This is a genomic window from Candidatus Brocadiia bacterium, assembly GCA_041658285.1.
Lineage (GTDB): Bacteria > Planctomycetota > MHYJ01 > JACQXL01 > JACQXL01 > JBBAAP01.
In genome coordinates this window covers 105281-120707 of record JBBAAP010000004.1, presented here as the reverse complement: position 1 = coordinate 120707, position 15427 = coordinate 105281, and the positions used below count along the sequence as shown (strand labels likewise).

Below are 15427 nucleotides of genomic sequence, written 5' to 3'. Positions count from 1 at the left end.
GGCAGACGGTTGATCTTACATCCGCGTGCTCAGGCTTTCAACCAGATGCGCCTTGCCGACAGCCTTGAGCCTGACTTGCATAGAGATATGCTCCCCGTCCAACCCGCCCCGCTCTATCATATGCTTGAGCTCAGCTCGGCCGGCCCTGGGAACGGATACGAATCTGGCGCCGACCAGGCAGATGCCCAGTTGAGTGGAACGCTTGACCCAGGCTATGGCAATCTTTGCCTGAACTGGTTTTTTCTCGCTCAGCGAGGTAAAAATATCCAATAGAAGCTCATCTTCGGGCTTAAAGGCCTTGGTGCTGACGAATTGCAGGCCGCTCTCCGAGATATCCAGACAAGGATATTCCTCTTCGGTGGGTTTGCTTAATAGGCCCAGGAAATAACGTTCGCGCAGGCGGCTTTTTAACCCCTTAACCCAGTATCGCTTGTGACGTCGTTTCTCGTTTACCATCGGAATGATTTCCCCTCCCCCCTTGGAGATATTACTGACTGATAAAGGATTGTCAATAAAATCGGGGATTTGCCGGAGTTATTTAGGATATGACTATTTGTCCGTGACTATGCCGTCCGGAAGTTCGTTCTTATCGTCCGGACTATATGGAAAATCAGCTTTAAAGTCCTGAGTCATTGATTTAATAACTTCAGCTACCGATGAACCGGCAGCGTTATTTTTTATACCCACTATAATCCGGTCACGGATATTGGCCCAATATTCCGGCTTGGCCTTGGCGTTAACGGCGCTATCGGCCAGGATAACCACCCGCCGCTCGAATACGGCCAGCATTACCAGGATACCGTTCCTCAGACGCGTATTATGCAATCCCTGATGTGAGAACTCATATAAAGCCCGGCGCTGTGCTTCCGACTCCATTTTAATGGTCGGAATGAACAGGCGCTTAAGTATCGGTATATCACCAACGACAAAGAAACCAATGGTAAACCCAACGAACTGAGAGACTATTAACCAAATGCCATCAAGCGGCGTGAAGTAGTAGGAAACAATATAAGCAATAAACAGGAACAAAATACCCCAGGCAAAACGAGAGGTATTATAATCATCACAAGTAGTCACCTCGGCCACCACAAATTCGCAGGAAGTAACATTTTCCGCCTCTTTAATGGCCTGAATTACCTGCTTTTTTTCCGAATCTATAAATAATTTCATATATAATTACCAACTCCCGGAAGCGCCGCCTCCGCCAAAACTGCCACCCCCTCCGCTGAATCCACCTCCTCCACCGCCAAAACTACCGCCAAAACTTCCACCGCTTGAGGTATCCGATAAAATATCAGAAATTATCCAAGGATCTCTTCTATACAGAAAAGCAATAAATTTCAAAATCACAATTAGCCAAACCACAGCAAGAATAAAACATCCAAAAATATATAAAGCGGATCTGGAAGTTTTAGCCGCTGGAGCATATTCACTTTTAATAGATTCAAATATCGTCTCTATAGCTTCATCTATGCCCTGATAATAATTACCTTCCCTAAACCTGGGTTTAACTACATTATCAATGATTAAGGCGCATTCTAAATCGGTAAGCACACCTTCCAGCCCATATCCAACTTCTATACGGATCTGGCGGTCATCCTTGGCAATGATGAATATCACGCCATTATCCTTACCCTTTTGTCCGGCCTTCCATTTCTCGGCTACCTTAATGCCAAAACGTTCTATAGGCTCTCCTTCTAATGACTTAACAATAAGAACGACGACTTGATTACTGGTCTGTTGCTCATGGGTACGCAACATGCTATCAAGAGATTGGGTTTGCGAAGGCGAAAGCAGCCCGGCGTAATCGCTGACATAGCCCTTGGCCGACGGTACGTCAAGCCCGTAAAGGGAAAGACTGCCCAGCAGGAGAAATATGCAAATGGCTAAAAGCCGTTTCATTTCTTAAAGATGTCTTTAGGCGCCTTTTCGGCTCCGGCTTCGGCCGTAAAGTTAGGCCGGGTCTGGTATCCAAAAAGATTACCCGGGAATGTCCTGACTTTCTTATTATAGGTATTGACTGAATCGATAAAGCGCATCCGTTCGACAGCAATGCGGTTCTCGGTGCCTTCCAATTGCGCCTGGAGCGCCAGGAAGTTCTGATTGGCTTTGATATCCGGATATTTCTCAACGACCACCATCAGCCGGGAAAGCGCGCCGGATAATTCGCCCTGAAGTTTCTGGAATTGTTCTAGTTTGGACGGGTCTTTTAATACTGAATCATCTATCTTAAAACTGGTAATCTTACTGCGAGCCTCAGTCACGCCGACAAGAACCTCTTTTTCATGGGCCGCGTAGGCTTGGACCGTATCGACCAGGTTAGGTATCAAGTCTGACCGGCGCTGGTATTGGTTTAAAACCTGAGACCAGGCAGCGTTGCAGTTCTCGTCAGAGGAAATAATGCCATTGTATATTGAAATATAAGCAACGACCCCAATGATAATAAAGACAACAGCCAAGCCCGCAAGAGAAATAAGCACAAGTTTAGATGTTCCGCTCATAATAAGTTCCTTTCTTTTAAGTTTAGTTAAACAGGTTTTACTATCAACCCCTTCTCGGTCCGTTCGATATAGCCGCAGGTTATTTTGGGGTCGTGTTCCCAGAAGCATAACCAGCGCTCTTTTATGGCCTGCTCCAGGAGTATCCGCTTATGGTTAAGTGTTTCTTCGGGAAAAAGGTCATAGCCCATAATATAAGGCAGGTCCATATGCGCCACAGTCGGAATTAAATCGCTCCAGTAGACAGCCTTCTGGCCCTGTGATTCAATAAGGACTATCTGGTGCCCGCGGGTATGGCCTCCAGTGACATAAACCATTACTCCCGGCATTACCTCGCCGGAGCCGTCTTTTAAATCCAGCCGTTTGGCATCCATAAGCGGGCGGATGTTTTCCTGCATATAGCTGGCCCGGGTGCGCTCGTTGGGATTAGTGGCCTTTTCCCATTCAGCCTTCTGGATGACGTATCTGGCGTTGGGAAAAGTAGGCTCATAGGCGTTATCACCCACCTTCTTGGTGTTATTACCGGCGTGGTCAAAATGCAGATGGGTATTGATGACGAAATCTATGTCTTCCGGCTTGACCTTATGCTCGGCCAGGCTGTCAATCAAGTTCGGCGGATGCTGGATGCGGAATATCTCGTGGTAGCGCGGCGAGTACTTGGTGCCGATGCCGGTATTGACCAGGATATTCTTTCCGGCAGCCTTGATGAGCAGGCAGAACAGACCCATCTGGATGCGGTTGTCCTGGTCCGGCGGCATGCGCTTTTCCCAGAGCACCTTAGGCACGACGCCGAACATGGCGCCGCCATCGAGCTTGAAGAATCCGTCCGAGACGGGATATAGTTCGAAGTTACCTAATTGCATATTGTAAATGGGGTGAGTGACGGGGCTCGAACCCGCAACCTTCAGAGCCACAGTCTGAAGCTCTAACCAATTGAGCTACACCCACCATTTCCTTAATGCCTAATTTCCAATGACCAATTACTAAACTAAGTGGAACCTGTCAAGAAGTTTATCACCACCAACACGTAAAACAAACTATTTCCGTTGACAAAACGCCTGTAATTCATACTCTTTTAGTCATGATTCACTGCGCCCGTAGCTCAACTGGATAGAGTGGCTGGCTTCGAACCAGTAGGTTGCAGGTTCAAGTCCTGCCGGGCGTATTTATAATTAACCGCAGATTTAGCGGATTAGGCAGATGAAACGAATCCCTCAAATAATCTCAATAGTCGGCCGTTCCGGAGTCGGCAAGACCACCCTGCTGGAAAAGGTTATCCGCCAGCTGACCCGGCGCGGATACCGGATTGCCACCATCAAGCATTATAACCACGGCTTCGAGATAGACCATCCGGGCAAAGATTCTTACCGACATTCGGCGGCCGGCAGCAATACGGCAGTGGTACTGGGACCGGACAAGATGGCCATTGTCAGGAAACTGGACAAACCGCTGTCGTTCAAGGCGGCATTGGAACTGGCCTTCCCGCCCCGGAGCCGCCAATCCATCGACCTGATAATAACCGAGGGATTCAAGCGGGAAAAAATGCCTAAGCTGGAGGTCGTCCGCAAGGCAATATCCAGACGTCCGGTCAGTTCTCCGTCCCGGGGACTGGTCGCCTTGATAACCGATGTCGTGATGGCATCAAACCAAGTGCCTGTGTTCGGATTAGACGATATCAAGAAAATCACTGATTTTATAGAAAAGAGGTTCTTATGACAGCCGATGAGAAACAACCGGTCATTGTCCAGGTCAAGGTAAACGGGCAAACTATCCCGATGAAAGGCTTTATCCAGGAAATGATAGGTTATAGCGTTTTGGGGATGCTCAAGTCGTTGAAGGATGTCCCGGCCAACCCTGAGGAAGTAGACATAAAGATAAAAACGCCGACATCAAGATAAATTATATTTCCCTGTAACCTTTTAACCGCCCCGCACCAATATAGAGATAAGAAAGCTGACTGATGATAACCGCTGAGTTTAAATTAAACGGGTCCACATACATTGACAGATGGTTGGCCGCCTTGGCTCAGGTTGATTATACCGCTGACGAATCCTTAAGCTGGGCGGATAACAGCGATATCACGGCCATTATGAGCGGGAACAGAAATGCCTTTGGCGGGCTGGTAAAACGATACCAGGATAAAATAACGGCCAAGATGTGGCGGTTCACCCGGGACAAACAACAGCTGGAGATATTGGTTCAGGAGGTTTTTGTCGAAGCCTATAAATCTTTAGGCAGTTTCAGGCAAGGGTCGCCCTTCCTGCCCTGGCTGATAAAGATTGCCGTCAGGACCGGATACCGGCACTGGAATAAAACGGCCCGGACATCGAAAGAGGTGTCTTTAGACCGGGTCGGCGAGATTATGTCTAATGATGTCGTCAAAGAACCCAGCCAGGCCGGCGAGTTATTGCATAGCCTGCTGTCCGGGCTGCCGCCCAAGGATAGGCTGGTCCTGACGCTTATATACTTTGAAGGATGTTCGATGGCGGAAGCCGCCGAACTGACCGGCTGGAGCCTGATAATGACCAAGGTCAGGTCGCACCGGGCCCGCAATAAGCTTAAGGAACTTGTCGAGAAAACATCAGCGAGAGGATGAATATTATGAAAGAGTTAAAGGTCATTGAGAATCTGGCGGCGCTGGCCCGCAAGGAACCGATTCCGGCCGTTGATGTAACACATCAGGTAATGCAGAAGCTTATCTTCCGCAGTGAACCGGCCGTAAGTTTCTGGTGGCTGGCCGCGGCCGGATTGGCTACAGTCAGTACTTTCATTATATTCGTGCAGGTATATCTTGTTTCCCAGGACCCGTTAGTCGAGTTCCTGGAATCGATAAGGAGCGTGCTATTATGAGTAATCAAGAATCTGAGCTGAACGAAAACTTAGCCACCCCCCTGCCGCGGCCCAAACGGTGGCGCTGGATTTTCCTGTGCCTGTGTTTCTTCATCTGCGGATTATTCCTGGGTCCGATATTGGCCAAGGAAATTATCGGCCATCGCGGACACCCAGATTTGGAGGAACGGACCAAGCGGGTGGTTGAGCATATGCGCAGCGAGCTGAACTTGACCGATGAACAAACACAGAAGGTATACACCATATCCAAAGAACGGTTTTCGGAGTTGGAAGGCACTATGCGCAAGAACTTTGACCGGATGAACTCCGAGATACGGAGCGTTCTGACCGCAGAGCAAATCGTCAAGTACGACGAGTGGATGAAAAATAAACTTGAAAGGTTCCCCGGTCCTCCGAAATAATATAAACGGCATAAAGGTAACCAACTATGAATGAGTCAAAAAAGAAAGCCTTAACTATGAAACTCAAAACCTGGTTTACTATTGGGATATTCTTATTAGCTTTTGTTATGCTTTTTAACGGTTGCCAGGGAGGCAAGAAGGACGACAGCGGCAGTAGCGCGGTCACGGCGCCTTCGAACCTTTCTTATACCAAGGTAACCAACACCGCCACATCAACGACCACAAATATTATTTTCGCCTGGACCGACAACTCTGCCGACGAGACAGAATTCGTTTTATACGTAAGGCCATTCGGGACGACCGATTGGGAGGTGGCTTCAAACGGAATCCCGGCGGATGTGACATCCTACTCGCTGTCCACCAGCGCCTTGAACGAATACAATTATCAGTTTTGCCTGATTGCGTATAACGGGAGCGAAAACATATTATCCGAGCCGTCAAATATTTTGGCTGTTAATTTACCGTAGTATATAACCATGCGTAAAAATATTGACTTAATTTTTATAGTTGATAGTATTTGAATGGACTTACTAGTCCGTCTATTTAATTTATTTTAGCGGACCGGTTGGACGAGGCACGTATGACCAGAAAAATATGGGGGATTTTGGCGGCCGGGGCGATACTGGCGGCCGGTTGCGGCACGGTCCGCAACGCGCACCGGGTGCAGGACCCAAAGAATATTCCGCCCGGCGAACGAACCGTGACGGCGGCTGAAATCGGACTGACCAAAGATACCGTCCTACCCCTGGATAAGGCCGTGGAAATCGCCCTGAAATACCACCCCGCTATCCAGCAGTCCCGGCGGAGGCTCGAATCCGCCCAATCCCGGTTCGATTCGGCCAAAGGCAGCTACCTGCCCCAGCTGGACACATCCTTAAGCGCAAACGCCGGCACCGGCAACAGAACAGCCGGCAGCGAGGTCAACAGCACCGACCAGTCGCATTCGGCCAGCCTGTCCCTGTCCCAATTGATATACGACTTCGGCAAGACCCCTGCTTCAGTCCGCCAGGCCTACGAGAACTGGGTCGCCGCAGAAATGAGCGACAAATCCACGGCCAACAACCTGGTCTATGAGGTCAAAGGAGCGTATTACGACCTGATTAAGCAACAGTCACTGTTCAAGGTCGCCGAGGAAACGGTCAAACAGTTCGAGAAACGGCTGGAACAGGTCAAGAGCTTTGCCGAGGTCGGGCGGAGAACCCGCTATGACGTTACCAAGACCGAGGTTGACCTGGCCGAGGCGCGGTTAACTTATATCAAAGCGATAAACTCGTTAAAAACCAGCCGGGCCACGCTAAATAACGCCCTCGGCCTGGCCGAAGACCCGGGGTATTCGGTTCAGACTCCCCCGCCGCCTGAGATGTCTGCTTACACTATGGATGAGTTCTGGCAGATGGTCAAACTCAACAACCCGGAGATGCAATCCCAATCGGCGACTGAAAAAGCGGCCTCGGCCGGCGTGGACAAAGCTATCGCCGATTTATATCCGTCATTATCTCTCAATTCCAGTTATAGCTGGAGCGGCGGCGTATTCCCGATGCCCTGGAACTGGTCGGTCGGCGCGGCCATGCGCTTTAACATATTCCAGGGATTTCAAAAAGTCAACGCCATTAACGAAGCCGTAGACAGCTTGCGGCAGATGCGTTCGGCCAAAGCGGAACTGGAACAAAGACTGTTCCTGGACCTTAACCGGGCCTACGCCCAGCTGGAAGATTCCCGGCAAAGACTGGCCATCACCGAACTGTCCGTCAAGATTGCCGAGGAAAATCTGATGATCGTGGAAGGCAGATACCAGGTCGGCAAGGCTTCGTCTGTGGAACTGACCGACGCTCAGGTGTCGCTGGCCAGCGCCCGCTCGAACAGAGTTCAGGCTGATTTTGATTATCAACTTGCCATCGCGCAGATTAAAAAGAATACAGGAGGAAAATAAATCATGAAAAAGGTCATCATCTCACTCATCGTCATTATGGCTGTCGGGGCCGGCGTATGGTTCTTCTTCCTACGCAACGGAAACAACACGGTAATCGGATACAAAAGCGCCAAGGTTGATAAAGGCACGGTTATCAAAACGGTCAGCTCCAGCGGCGTGGTCCAGCCGATGCAACAGGTTCAGGTCGGCACGCAGGTCAACGGCCCGATAAAGAAGTTGTATGTTGATTTCAACGCCCGGGTCAAGGAAGGCGATTTGATTGCCCAGATTGACCCGGCCACTTACGAAGCACGGGTCACCCAGGATAAAGCCAGCCTGACCAGCAGTGTTGCCAACGTAAAGAAAGTTGAGGCCGGCCTGAAGCAAGCCCAAAAGGAACTGGAACGTTCCAGGGAATTAGCCAAGCGGGAACTCATCTCTCAATCCGACCTGGATACGGCTGTGGCTTCTTACGATTCGCTGGCGGCCCAGCTTGAGGTTGCCCACGCGGGCGTGGAACAGTCACAGGCTACGTTAAACAACTCGCAGATAAACCTGGCCTACACGACCATAAAATCGCCTATTGACGGCATTGTCATTTCAAGAAACGTCGACGAAGGCCAAACCGTCGTGGCAAGTTTCTCGGCGGCCACCCTGTTCATCATTGCCAACAACCTGACCAAGGTCCAGATACAGGCCAGCGTGGCCGAATCCGATATCGGCAAGATTTCGCTGAAACAGCTGGTCAGGTTCACGGTTGACGCCTATCAGGACAACAAATTCACCGGACGGGTGGCGCAAATCCGGCTTTCGCCCACCACGGTTTCAAACGTGGTAACCTACACGGTCATCATCTATGCGGACAATCCCGAAGAAAAGCTGTTGCCCGGCATGACCGCCAACCTGTCGTTCGAAGTGGAAAAGCATGACGATGTTCTACGGGTGCCGAATGCCGCCCTGCGCTTTGTGCCTCCGGACGATGTAACGTCAAAAATAACGGCTCCCGAAGATACCGGAGCAATTACTGGCACGGATTCCACGGCCTTGTCCGGCACGCCCCAAATCCAAGCCGACGGCTCGGTCATCACGCCAGGAGCCCGAAGCGGCCGGCGACAACAAGACCGGGGCGGAATGGGCAGGAATAAATCAGCTGCCAAAGAGGTCCAGACCAAGAAACAAATATGGGTCTTGGAAAACGGCAATTTGAAGCCTGTCAGCGTTATCATCGGCATTACCGACGGCTCTTTTACCGAAGTTTTAAAAGGCGATATCACCGAAGAACAGGAAGTGGCTACCGGCACTATTAAAAAAGGCGAAGAAACGATGGTAAATCCTTTTATGCCCCAGTTTCCCGGCAGAGGCGCCGCCAGGCCGCGCTAAGGATATTTGTCATGAAACCCTTTATTTCGCTTGAGAACATAACCAAGACATACCAGATGGGCGAGGTCGATATCCCGGCCCTGCGAGGAGTGTCTCTTGATATTAACGAAGGCGATTTCATAGCCATTATGGGCGCCTCAGGTTCGGGCAAAACCACCCTGATGAATATCATCGGCTGCCTGGACCATCCGACCAGCGGCAAATATTATATGGAAGGCGTGGACATATCGACCCTCAGCCGTGATGAACAGGCCACCATACGCAATAAGAAAATCGGGTTCGTATTCCAAAACTTCAACCTGCTTTCACGCACCTCGGCCCTGGAAAACGTCGAATTACCCCTGTTCTACGGCAACCCATTAACCACCAAAGAAAGACATAAACGAGCCACGGAAATACTGGAACAAATGGGCTTAGGCGACCGGACCAGGCATTATTCCAGCCAGCTGTCGGGCGGCCAGCAACAGCGCGTGGCCATTGCCCGGGCGCTGGTCAACCAGCCCAAGTTCCTGCTGGCCGACGAACCGACCGGCAACCTGGATTCCAAATCAAGCGTGGAAATAATGGAGATAGTCCGCAAACTGAACAACCAGGGGCTGACCATTGTAATGATTACCCACGAACCGGATATCGCCCAATTTGCCAGGAAGAAATTACAGATGAAAGACGGGTTGTTAGTATGAACTTGTTAGTTTCCCAGCGTATCGCCCTAAGAGCCCTGCTGCGCAACAAAGGCCGGTCCACCCTGACCATCATCGGCATCATCATCGGGATAGCCGCGGTCATTTCGGTCATCGCGGTCGGCCAGGGCGCCACCACCATGATCAAAGACCAGATAAAAAGCATGGGCAACAATGTCCTGATGATTTTCCCGGGCAGCGCCCAGACCGGCGGCGTGCACTTCGGCGGCGGCACAAAATCCACCCTGACCATCAAGGACTGCGACGCCATCGCCAGGGAATGCACCACGGTACTGGCCGTTTCACCGATGATTCGGGCCGGCGGGCAGGTTATTTACAAGGATAAAAACTGGCGCACCAGCCTCCAGGGCGTCGGCATTGATTACCTGATTGTCAGAAGCCAAACCATGGCGCTGGGCGACTTTTTTACCGAATCGGATGTCAATAACGCGGCCAAGAACTGCATCATCGGCAGTACTGTGGTGGATAACCTCTTTTCCGAGGAAGCCCGGGAAGACGTCATCGGCAAGTTGATACGCATCCGGAGCGTTCCCTTCAAGGTGGTGGGCATACTGGAGCGCAAAGGCGCGGCCGCCTTCGGCCAGGACCAGGACGACGTAATCCTGGCGCCCTGGTCCACGGTCAACCGCTACTTCGAGCATTCGTCGTTCAATACCGTTGATACTATACTGGTCAGCTCCAAATCCACGGAGATGATATCGCAGACCAAGGCGGAAATCACGGCGCTTCTGCGCCAGCGGCATGATATCATGGATAAAGCCGATGACGATTTTAACATCCGCGACATGACCGAACTGACCGATATGATTACTTCCACCTCAAAACTGATGACCATGCTGCTGGCCATGATTGCGTCCATATCGTTAATCGTGGGCGGCATCGGCATAATGAACATCATGCTCGTCTCGGTAACAGAGCGGACCAGGGAAATCGGCGTGCGCATGGCCATCGGCGCCAAAAGCAAGGACATACTGCTCCAGTTCCTGGTCGAATCATCCATACTGGCGTCAATCGGAGGCATTCTGGGCATTACGCTCGGAGCCGTTACCGCGGAAATACTGTCCCGGTCATTCAAATGGCCCATATCGGTCTCGATAAGTTCCGTTGTTCTGGCATTGGTCTTTTCCGCCGGAGTGGGAATATTCTTCGGTTTTTATCCGGCCTGGAAAGCATCGCGTCTCGACCCCATAGAAGCGCTCCGCTACGAATAATCCAACGTAGGAAAATCGAAAAAATAAACCTTGACAAATTCTGCTGGATTGATATTTTACTATCCAGTTATGAGAACATTACGTAAACATGCTACTTATAATCCCACATTAGTTACTACCTCCCCCATAAAACATAACAATTACATCCCGCTTTATCGTGGCGGTCAATAGGTATTTCTTTCTGTAATGCAAAGGAAATGGGTGCTCCTATGAAAGAACAAATATCTCAGTGCGTACATCCCCAGGCATTGCAGGCAGATATTCCTGAAATTAGCCGGCTGATTTTCAAGGAAGTAGATCATATTTTAAAGAAAGTTGCCCCGACAGGCCTACCCGTGCTTATTCAGGGCGAGACCGGCACCGGCAAGGAACTGATGTCCTGGGCTATTCACTACCACAGCCAGCGACGGGATAAACCCTACCTGGCTTTCAACAGCGGAGCCGTACCGGAAACGCTTATTGAAAGCGAGTTATTCGGACATACCAAGGGCGCCTTTACCAGCGCCAGTGAAACTAAAAAGGGTTATATAGAACTGGCTTCCGAAGGCACCCTGTTTATCGACGAAATCGGCAATATGCCGCTGTCCATGCAGCAGAAACTCTTGCGCATACTGGAAGACAAGCAACTATGGCCGGTCGGGAGCGAAAAAACCGTAACCGTAAATACCCGGTTCATTTTCGCCAGTAACCAAAATATTGAAGAATTAGTCAGCCGGAAGCTATTCCGGGAAGACCTGTTCTATCGGATTAACATAATTACCATCAGTCTGCCGGCATTACGCGAGAGGCACGATGACATTTCCTTGTTCGCCAGATACTTCTTGAAACGGCATTTTAAAGAAAATGCCGTTCCGAAAATATCACCTAAAGCGATGGATATCTTATCAAAACATTGCTGGCCCGGTAATATCCGTGAATTGGAGAATGAAATCAAGAGAATCTACGTATTCTACCCTGATACCAAAATCATTACGGAGTCCATGCTGTCGGAATCTATCCGAAACTGCCGTTCGCTCAGTCCGTTACCTTGTACGCCGCGGCTAAGCCTGAGAAAGACGATGGAAAATACCGAGAAGATGATCATTCTCGATGCGCTCAAGAAGAACCATAACAACATCAGCCGGACGGCACAAAGCCTGAAACTAAACCGGTGTGTCCTCTACGACAAAGTCCGCCGCTTGAAGATAAAGTGCGAATAAAGTGTATGGAAACACGACAGATGTGTATGTTTTAACATAATTTGGTTTGACTGCCCTGCCCAGACCACAATTCCCGCCCGGCCTCAAACCTGCTTATATATTCGCTTTTCCCGCTTCGGCACATCCGGCTTATTATCTTATGATGGTGGCACACTTTTTGCATAGTATAGTCCTTACTGGTTAATAAATAACCAAAGGAGGCGGTTATGGACATCACCATTGATACCCAGCAGGTAGCTAAAGGAATCTACCTGCTTAAAGTCAGAGGGGCAGTAGACACGTATTCCTTTGACCGGTTGAAGCGAGCCATAACCGATTGCTTTGACAATAACATCTACAGATTAGCCGTTGACATCAGCGAGGTGGACATCCTGACAAGTGCGGCGGTGGGCGTTCTCATTGGAGCGAGCAGTATCGCCCAGGAGAATAAAGGCGATATTATTCTGGTCCGCCCATCGCCCGACGCCCGGAAATTGATAGATTTAGTCGGGCTGAATAAATTGTGCGGAATCAGCGCTAACACCAATGACGCGCTTAAATTATTAGAGTGCCGGCCGGCGTAACAGAACTTTGGGATGCGGATTATACCTGCATTCGCAGGACAAAAACGTATTTCCGCCGCATCCGTTACCCGGCTGGCCTACCCCTAATGTTCTGGATTAATCACCGGCTACAGAAGAGAGGGCTGGATGGTCATAGCTCATAATTTCTGCCAGAGCATTTTAGACAACATCGCCCACGGCGTCTATGCCATAGATAATAACGTCAAAGTCCGCTATTGGAACCGGTCAATGGAAAAGATTACCGGCATAAAATCACCGGAGATGACCGGGCAACACTGTGAGAACCGGAAATTCTTCTATTATGACCGGAGCGGCGACCATCCCTGCAACCGCAAGCAATGTATTTTATTAAATGCCATAAAATACGGCTGCGCCGATGAAAAGGATTTTTATATCCACCACAAAGACGGCTTCCAGATTCCCGTTTCCCTGCGGGCGGCGCCCCTTAAAAACTCACACAACCAAATCATCGGGGCGGCCGGAATGTCCTGCGTTAATCTATACAAGATGGCCGGCATCAGATATTCCACCGAGCAGGAACTGATGGCTTATATTGACCCGCTCACCGGTATAGGCAACCGGCGTTATCTGGAAATGAACGTCCAGCGCAGATTGGATGAATGCTCCCGCTATTCCTGGAAATTCGGCATGATGTTCATAGACCTGGACCATTTCAAGAAAATCAACGATTCCTACGGCCATAACATCGGCGATGAGGTGCTCAGGATTATGGCCGGCGTGCTCCGGCGTAATTTGAGGCCCTATGATGCGGTCGGCCGCTGGGGCGGCGACGAATTTATCGCCACCGTTGTGGGAGTTAACCAAAATTCGCTTCAGACCCTGGCAAACCGCCTGCTTCATAACATCGAACAAAATAAATTCTTTGTCCGCCTACGCAACATCAAATCCCCCATCTCTATCGGCGTAACAATGGGCAAAACCACCGATACGGTGGATGGATTGATAAAAAGAACGGATGGCTTAATGTATCAGAGCAAAAAATCAGGACGTAATTGCGTGTCAATGGATTGAGCAGGTTTCGCGGTAAAAAGCTATCCGACCGGATATCCGGCGGCTAACCCCTAATGTAGCATCGGAGATAAGAGGCAGGTAACGCCATACCGCCCCCGAAAACATTCGGTGTCGGTCTGACTAACTGCTTCTAAAAAGGAGGCCTATATGGCAAAGATGGCGAGGGAAATGAACCGAAACAACTCGGCGCGGACGTCGAACAACCAGGAGCTGGCCGAACAAATCAAGAAGTGCGCTTATGAACTCTACTGTAAAAGAGGCCAGACGCACGGCAACGATTTGTCCGACTGGCTTAATGCCGAACGTGAAATCAAGCACAAAAACGGCTATAAACTATAGACGGCTGTTCATCGGTTGTTAGCAACAGACCAGCGTTATACTTGGGCTGTTAACCCCTACCCGCAGGGCGACAACCCAGGTATAATCGGCAGTATTCTGGGCATTACGCTCGGAGCCGTTACCGCGGAAATACTGTCCCGGTCATTCAAATGGCCCATATCGGTCTCGATAAGCTCCGTTGTCTTGGCGCTGGTATTTTCCGCCGGAGTGGGCATATTCTTCGGGTTCTATCCGGCCTGGAAGGCATCGCGCCTCGACCCCATCGAAGCCCTCAGGTACGAATAACCCCGCCGGGACTCTTTAGCCACTGAGACACAGAGGACAGAGCTACTGCCTCCCGTGGGACAGAGAATTCTCCGTGCCTCCGTGCCCCCGCCTGCCAATTGGCGGGCAGGTCTGTGACGAGTTATTGTTTACCCGACAATCACGCTGATGGCGTTGGTCCAGGAGCCTTCCTGCCTGGGCCTACGGTTGTTAAGCCACCGGAAGAACCCCCACAAACGCTTACCCTCGTTCTTGGCGCCGGCCTTGATGACGAACTTGGCCTTGGTGGAACTGTCGCCCTTGGGGCAGTCCTCCGGGTCCGAAGGCGGCACATCGCCGGTCTCCAGCAGGATATAGCGGAATTCCACCACGTTGGCATCCGGATGCATGCTGGGCATGGTCCGGTCCTCGGTCACCTTGCAACGCACCTCGATATCACCGCCGCCCAAGCCCGAGAGCTTGACGTACGGCACGTCCGTAATCGGCGCGCCGGGCGAAGGCGCGATATCGCGCACCCGGCCGCCCAGAATCAGCTTCTGCTCAGCCGGAATGGCGCTGTTGTTGGCAATCCACTCATCGTGGAACTCGCGCAACTCCTTTTCATAGATGGTGCGTTTGTCGCGGTGAGCGGCCACATCAGCCCTGGTCCGGGTATTCCGGTCCTGAACCTTCAGGTAGAGCGGCTCATACTCAGCCCGGCGGGCTGAAAGCGCCGTCACCCGGCCAGCCGGCAGTCCCCAAGCCGCCTGATTGGCAACCACGCCGTTGACATAGATACCCTGTTTATTAAAGAAGCTGTCATCATTTATATGACCTCTACCAAATGGACTTGTTGTCTTCATAAAAATATCCTCTCTTTCCTTATTATCGCTGCAAAGTTGGCAGCGAATAGTTGATTTCAAGACAAATACCACGGTATTCACGCCGTGAACCACGGTATTCAAGCCGAAAACCACGGTTCTCAAGCCGAAAACCACGGTTCTCAAGCCGAAAACCACGGTATTCGAGCCGAAAACCACGGTTCTCAAGCCGAAAACCACGGTATTCAAGCTGGAAACCACGGTATTCGGCCCGAAAACT

General features: G+C 50.7%; 21 protein-coding genes and 2 tRNA genes. 16 read left to right on the top strand and 7 right to left on the bottom strand.

The annotated features are described in order from the left end of the window. Positions 1 to 15: 15 nt before the first annotated feature. From WC980_06145 to WC980_06120, 6 genes are all read right to left on the bottom strand, one after another. A complete protein-coding gene (locus tag WC980_06145) occupies positions 16 to 456 on the bottom strand; it encodes a PilZ domain-containing protein (GenBank protein ID MFA5794631.1) in 441 nt (146 codons plus the stop codon). Positions 457 to 549: 93 nt separating this feature from the next. Then, positions 550 to 1170 (bottom strand): hypothetical protein, encoded by a 621-nt coding sequence (locus tag WC980_06140; protein ID MFA5794630.1) that lies wholly within the window; start codon positions 1168 to 1170, stop codon positions 550 to 552. Between the two features lie 6 nt (positions 1171 to 1176). Continuing rightward, entirely contained in the window at positions 1177 to 1902 is a 726-nt protein-coding gene (locus tag WC980_06135; GenBank protein MFA5794629.1) for a TPM domain-containing protein, read from the bottom strand. Next, positions 1899 to 2501: a LemA family protein gene (locus WC980_06130; GenBank protein MFA5794628.1), complete on the bottom strand. Its 603-nt coding sequence runs from the start codon at positions 2499 to 2501 to the stop codon at positions 1899 to 1901. Before WC980_06130 ends, WC980_06135 begins: the two co-directional genes overlap by 4 nt. Before the next feature lie 26 nt (positions 2502 to 2527). After that, on the bottom strand, positions 2528 to 3361 hold the full coding sequence (locus tag WC980_06125) for an MBL fold metallo-hydrolase (protein MFA5794627.1): 834 nt from the start codon (positions 3359 to 3361) through the stop codon (positions 2528 to 2530). 8 nt (positions 3362 to 3369) lie between these two features. Continuing rightward, positions 3370 to 3446 (bottom strand) — tRNA-His (locus tag WC980_06120). A gap of 143 nt (positions 3447 to 3589) precedes the next feature. Here WC980_06120 and WC980_06115 point away from each other — a divergent pair. The 16 genes from WC980_06115 (at position 3590) to WC980_06040 (ending at position 14368) form a co-directional block, all read left to right on the top strand. After that, positions 3590 to 3663 (top strand) — tRNA-Arg (locus WC980_06115). A 35-nt stretch (positions 3664 to 3698) separates the two neighbouring features. After that, positions 3699 to 4214: a molybdopterin-guanine dinucleotide biosynthesis protein B gene (gene mobB, locus WC980_06110; GenBank protein ID MFA5794626.1), complete on the top strand. Its 516-nt coding sequence runs from the start codon at positions 3699 to 3701 to the stop codon at positions 4212 to 4214. Next, positions 4211 to 4396 carry a hypothetical protein gene (locus tag WC980_06105; GenBank protein MFA5794625.1) on the top strand — a complete coding sequence of 62 codons (186 nt, stop codon included), beginning with the start codon at positions 4211 to 4213 and terminating at the stop codon, positions 4394 to 4396. The genes mobB and WC980_06105 overlap by 4 nt, the downstream gene beginning before the upstream one ends. Before the next feature lie 62 nt (positions 4397 to 4458). Further along, entirely contained in the window at positions 4459 to 5094 is a 636-nt protein-coding gene (locus tag WC980_06100; protein ID MFA5794624.1) for an RNA polymerase sigma factor, read from the top strand. Positions 5095 to 5099: 5 nt separating this feature from the next. Continuing rightward, positions 5100 to 5348: a hypothetical protein gene (locus tag WC980_06095; protein MFA5794623.1), complete on the top strand. Its 249-nt coding sequence runs from the start codon at positions 5100 to 5102 to the stop codon at positions 5346 to 5348. Continuing rightward, complete coding sequence (locus WC980_06090) at positions 5345 to 5749, top strand: hypothetical protein (GenBank protein ID MFA5794622.1); 405 nt, start codon at positions 5345 to 5347, stop codon at positions 5747 to 5749. Before WC980_06095 ends, WC980_06090 begins: the two co-directional genes overlap by 4 nt. Before the next feature lie 26 nt (positions 5750 to 5775). After that, the gene (locus WC980_06085; GenBank protein ID MFA5794621.1) at positions 5776 to 6216 is read left to right on the top strand and encodes a hypothetical protein; all 441 of its coding nucleotides are present in this window, start codon (positions 5776 to 5778) and stop codon (positions 6214 to 6216) included. Positions 6217 to 6329: 113 nt separating this feature from the next. Beyond that, positions 6330 to 7679, top strand: a complete 1350-nt coding sequence (locus tag WC980_06080; GenBank protein ID MFA5794620.1) for a TolC family protein — start codon at positions 6330 to 6332, stop codon at positions 7677 to 7679. A gap of 3 nt (positions 7680 to 7682) precedes the next feature. Continuing rightward, positions 7683 to 9038: an efflux RND transporter periplasmic adaptor subunit gene (locus tag WC980_06075; GenBank protein MFA5794619.1), complete on the top strand. Its 1356-nt coding sequence runs from the start codon at positions 7683 to 7685 to the stop codon at positions 9036 to 9038. Between the two features lie 11 nt (positions 9039 to 9049). After that, the gene (locus WC980_06070) at positions 9050 to 9721 is read left to right on the top strand and encodes an ABC transporter ATP-binding protein (GenBank protein MFA5794618.1); all 672 of its coding nucleotides are present in this window, start codon (positions 9050 to 9052) and stop codon (positions 9719 to 9721) included. Next, positions 9718 to 10950: an ABC transporter permease gene (locus WC980_06065; GenBank protein MFA5794617.1), complete on the top strand. Its 1233-nt coding sequence runs from the start codon at positions 9718 to 9720 to the stop codon at positions 10948 to 10950. The genes WC980_06070 and WC980_06065 overlap by 4 nt, the downstream gene beginning before the upstream one ends. A 209-nt stretch (positions 10951 to 11159) precedes the next feature. After that, positions 11160 to 12149 (top strand): sigma-54 dependent transcriptional regulator, encoded by a 990-nt coding sequence (locus WC980_06060; protein ID MFA5794616.1) that lies wholly within the window; start codon positions 11160 to 11162, stop codon positions 12147 to 12149. A 206-nt stretch (positions 12150 to 12355) separates the two neighbouring features. Further along, on the top strand, positions 12356 to 12712 hold the full coding sequence (locus WC980_06055) for an STAS domain-containing protein (GenBank protein MFA5794615.1): 357 nt from the start codon (positions 12356 to 12358) through the stop codon (positions 12710 to 12712). A 126-nt stretch (positions 12713 to 12838) separates the two neighbouring features. Next, a complete protein-coding gene (locus WC980_06050; GenBank protein MFA5794614.1) occupies positions 12839 to 13744 on the top strand; it encodes a diguanylate cyclase in 906 nt (301 codons plus the stop codon). A gap of 147 nt (positions 13745 to 13891) precedes the next feature. Next, complete coding sequence (locus WC980_06045) at positions 13892 to 14083, top strand: DUF2934 domain-containing protein (GenBank protein MFA5794613.1); 192 nt, start codon at positions 13892 to 13894, stop codon at positions 14081 to 14083. Positions 14084 to 14098: 15 nt separating this feature from the next. Further along, positions 14099 to 14368 (top strand): FtsX-like permease family protein, encoded by a 270-nt coding sequence (locus tag WC980_06040; protein ID MFA5794612.1) that lies wholly within the window; start codon positions 14099 to 14101, stop codon positions 14366 to 14368. Positions 14369 to 14496: 128 nt separating this feature from the next. On the opposite strand, the gene WC980_06035 is transcribed toward WC980_06040, so the two are convergent. Then, positions 14497 to 15408, bottom strand: coding sequence for a hypothetical protein (locus WC980_06035; GenBank protein MFA5794611.1), 912 nt, complete (start codon positions 15406 to 15408; stop codon positions 14497 to 14499). Positions 15409 to 15427 lie beyond the last annotated feature (19 nt).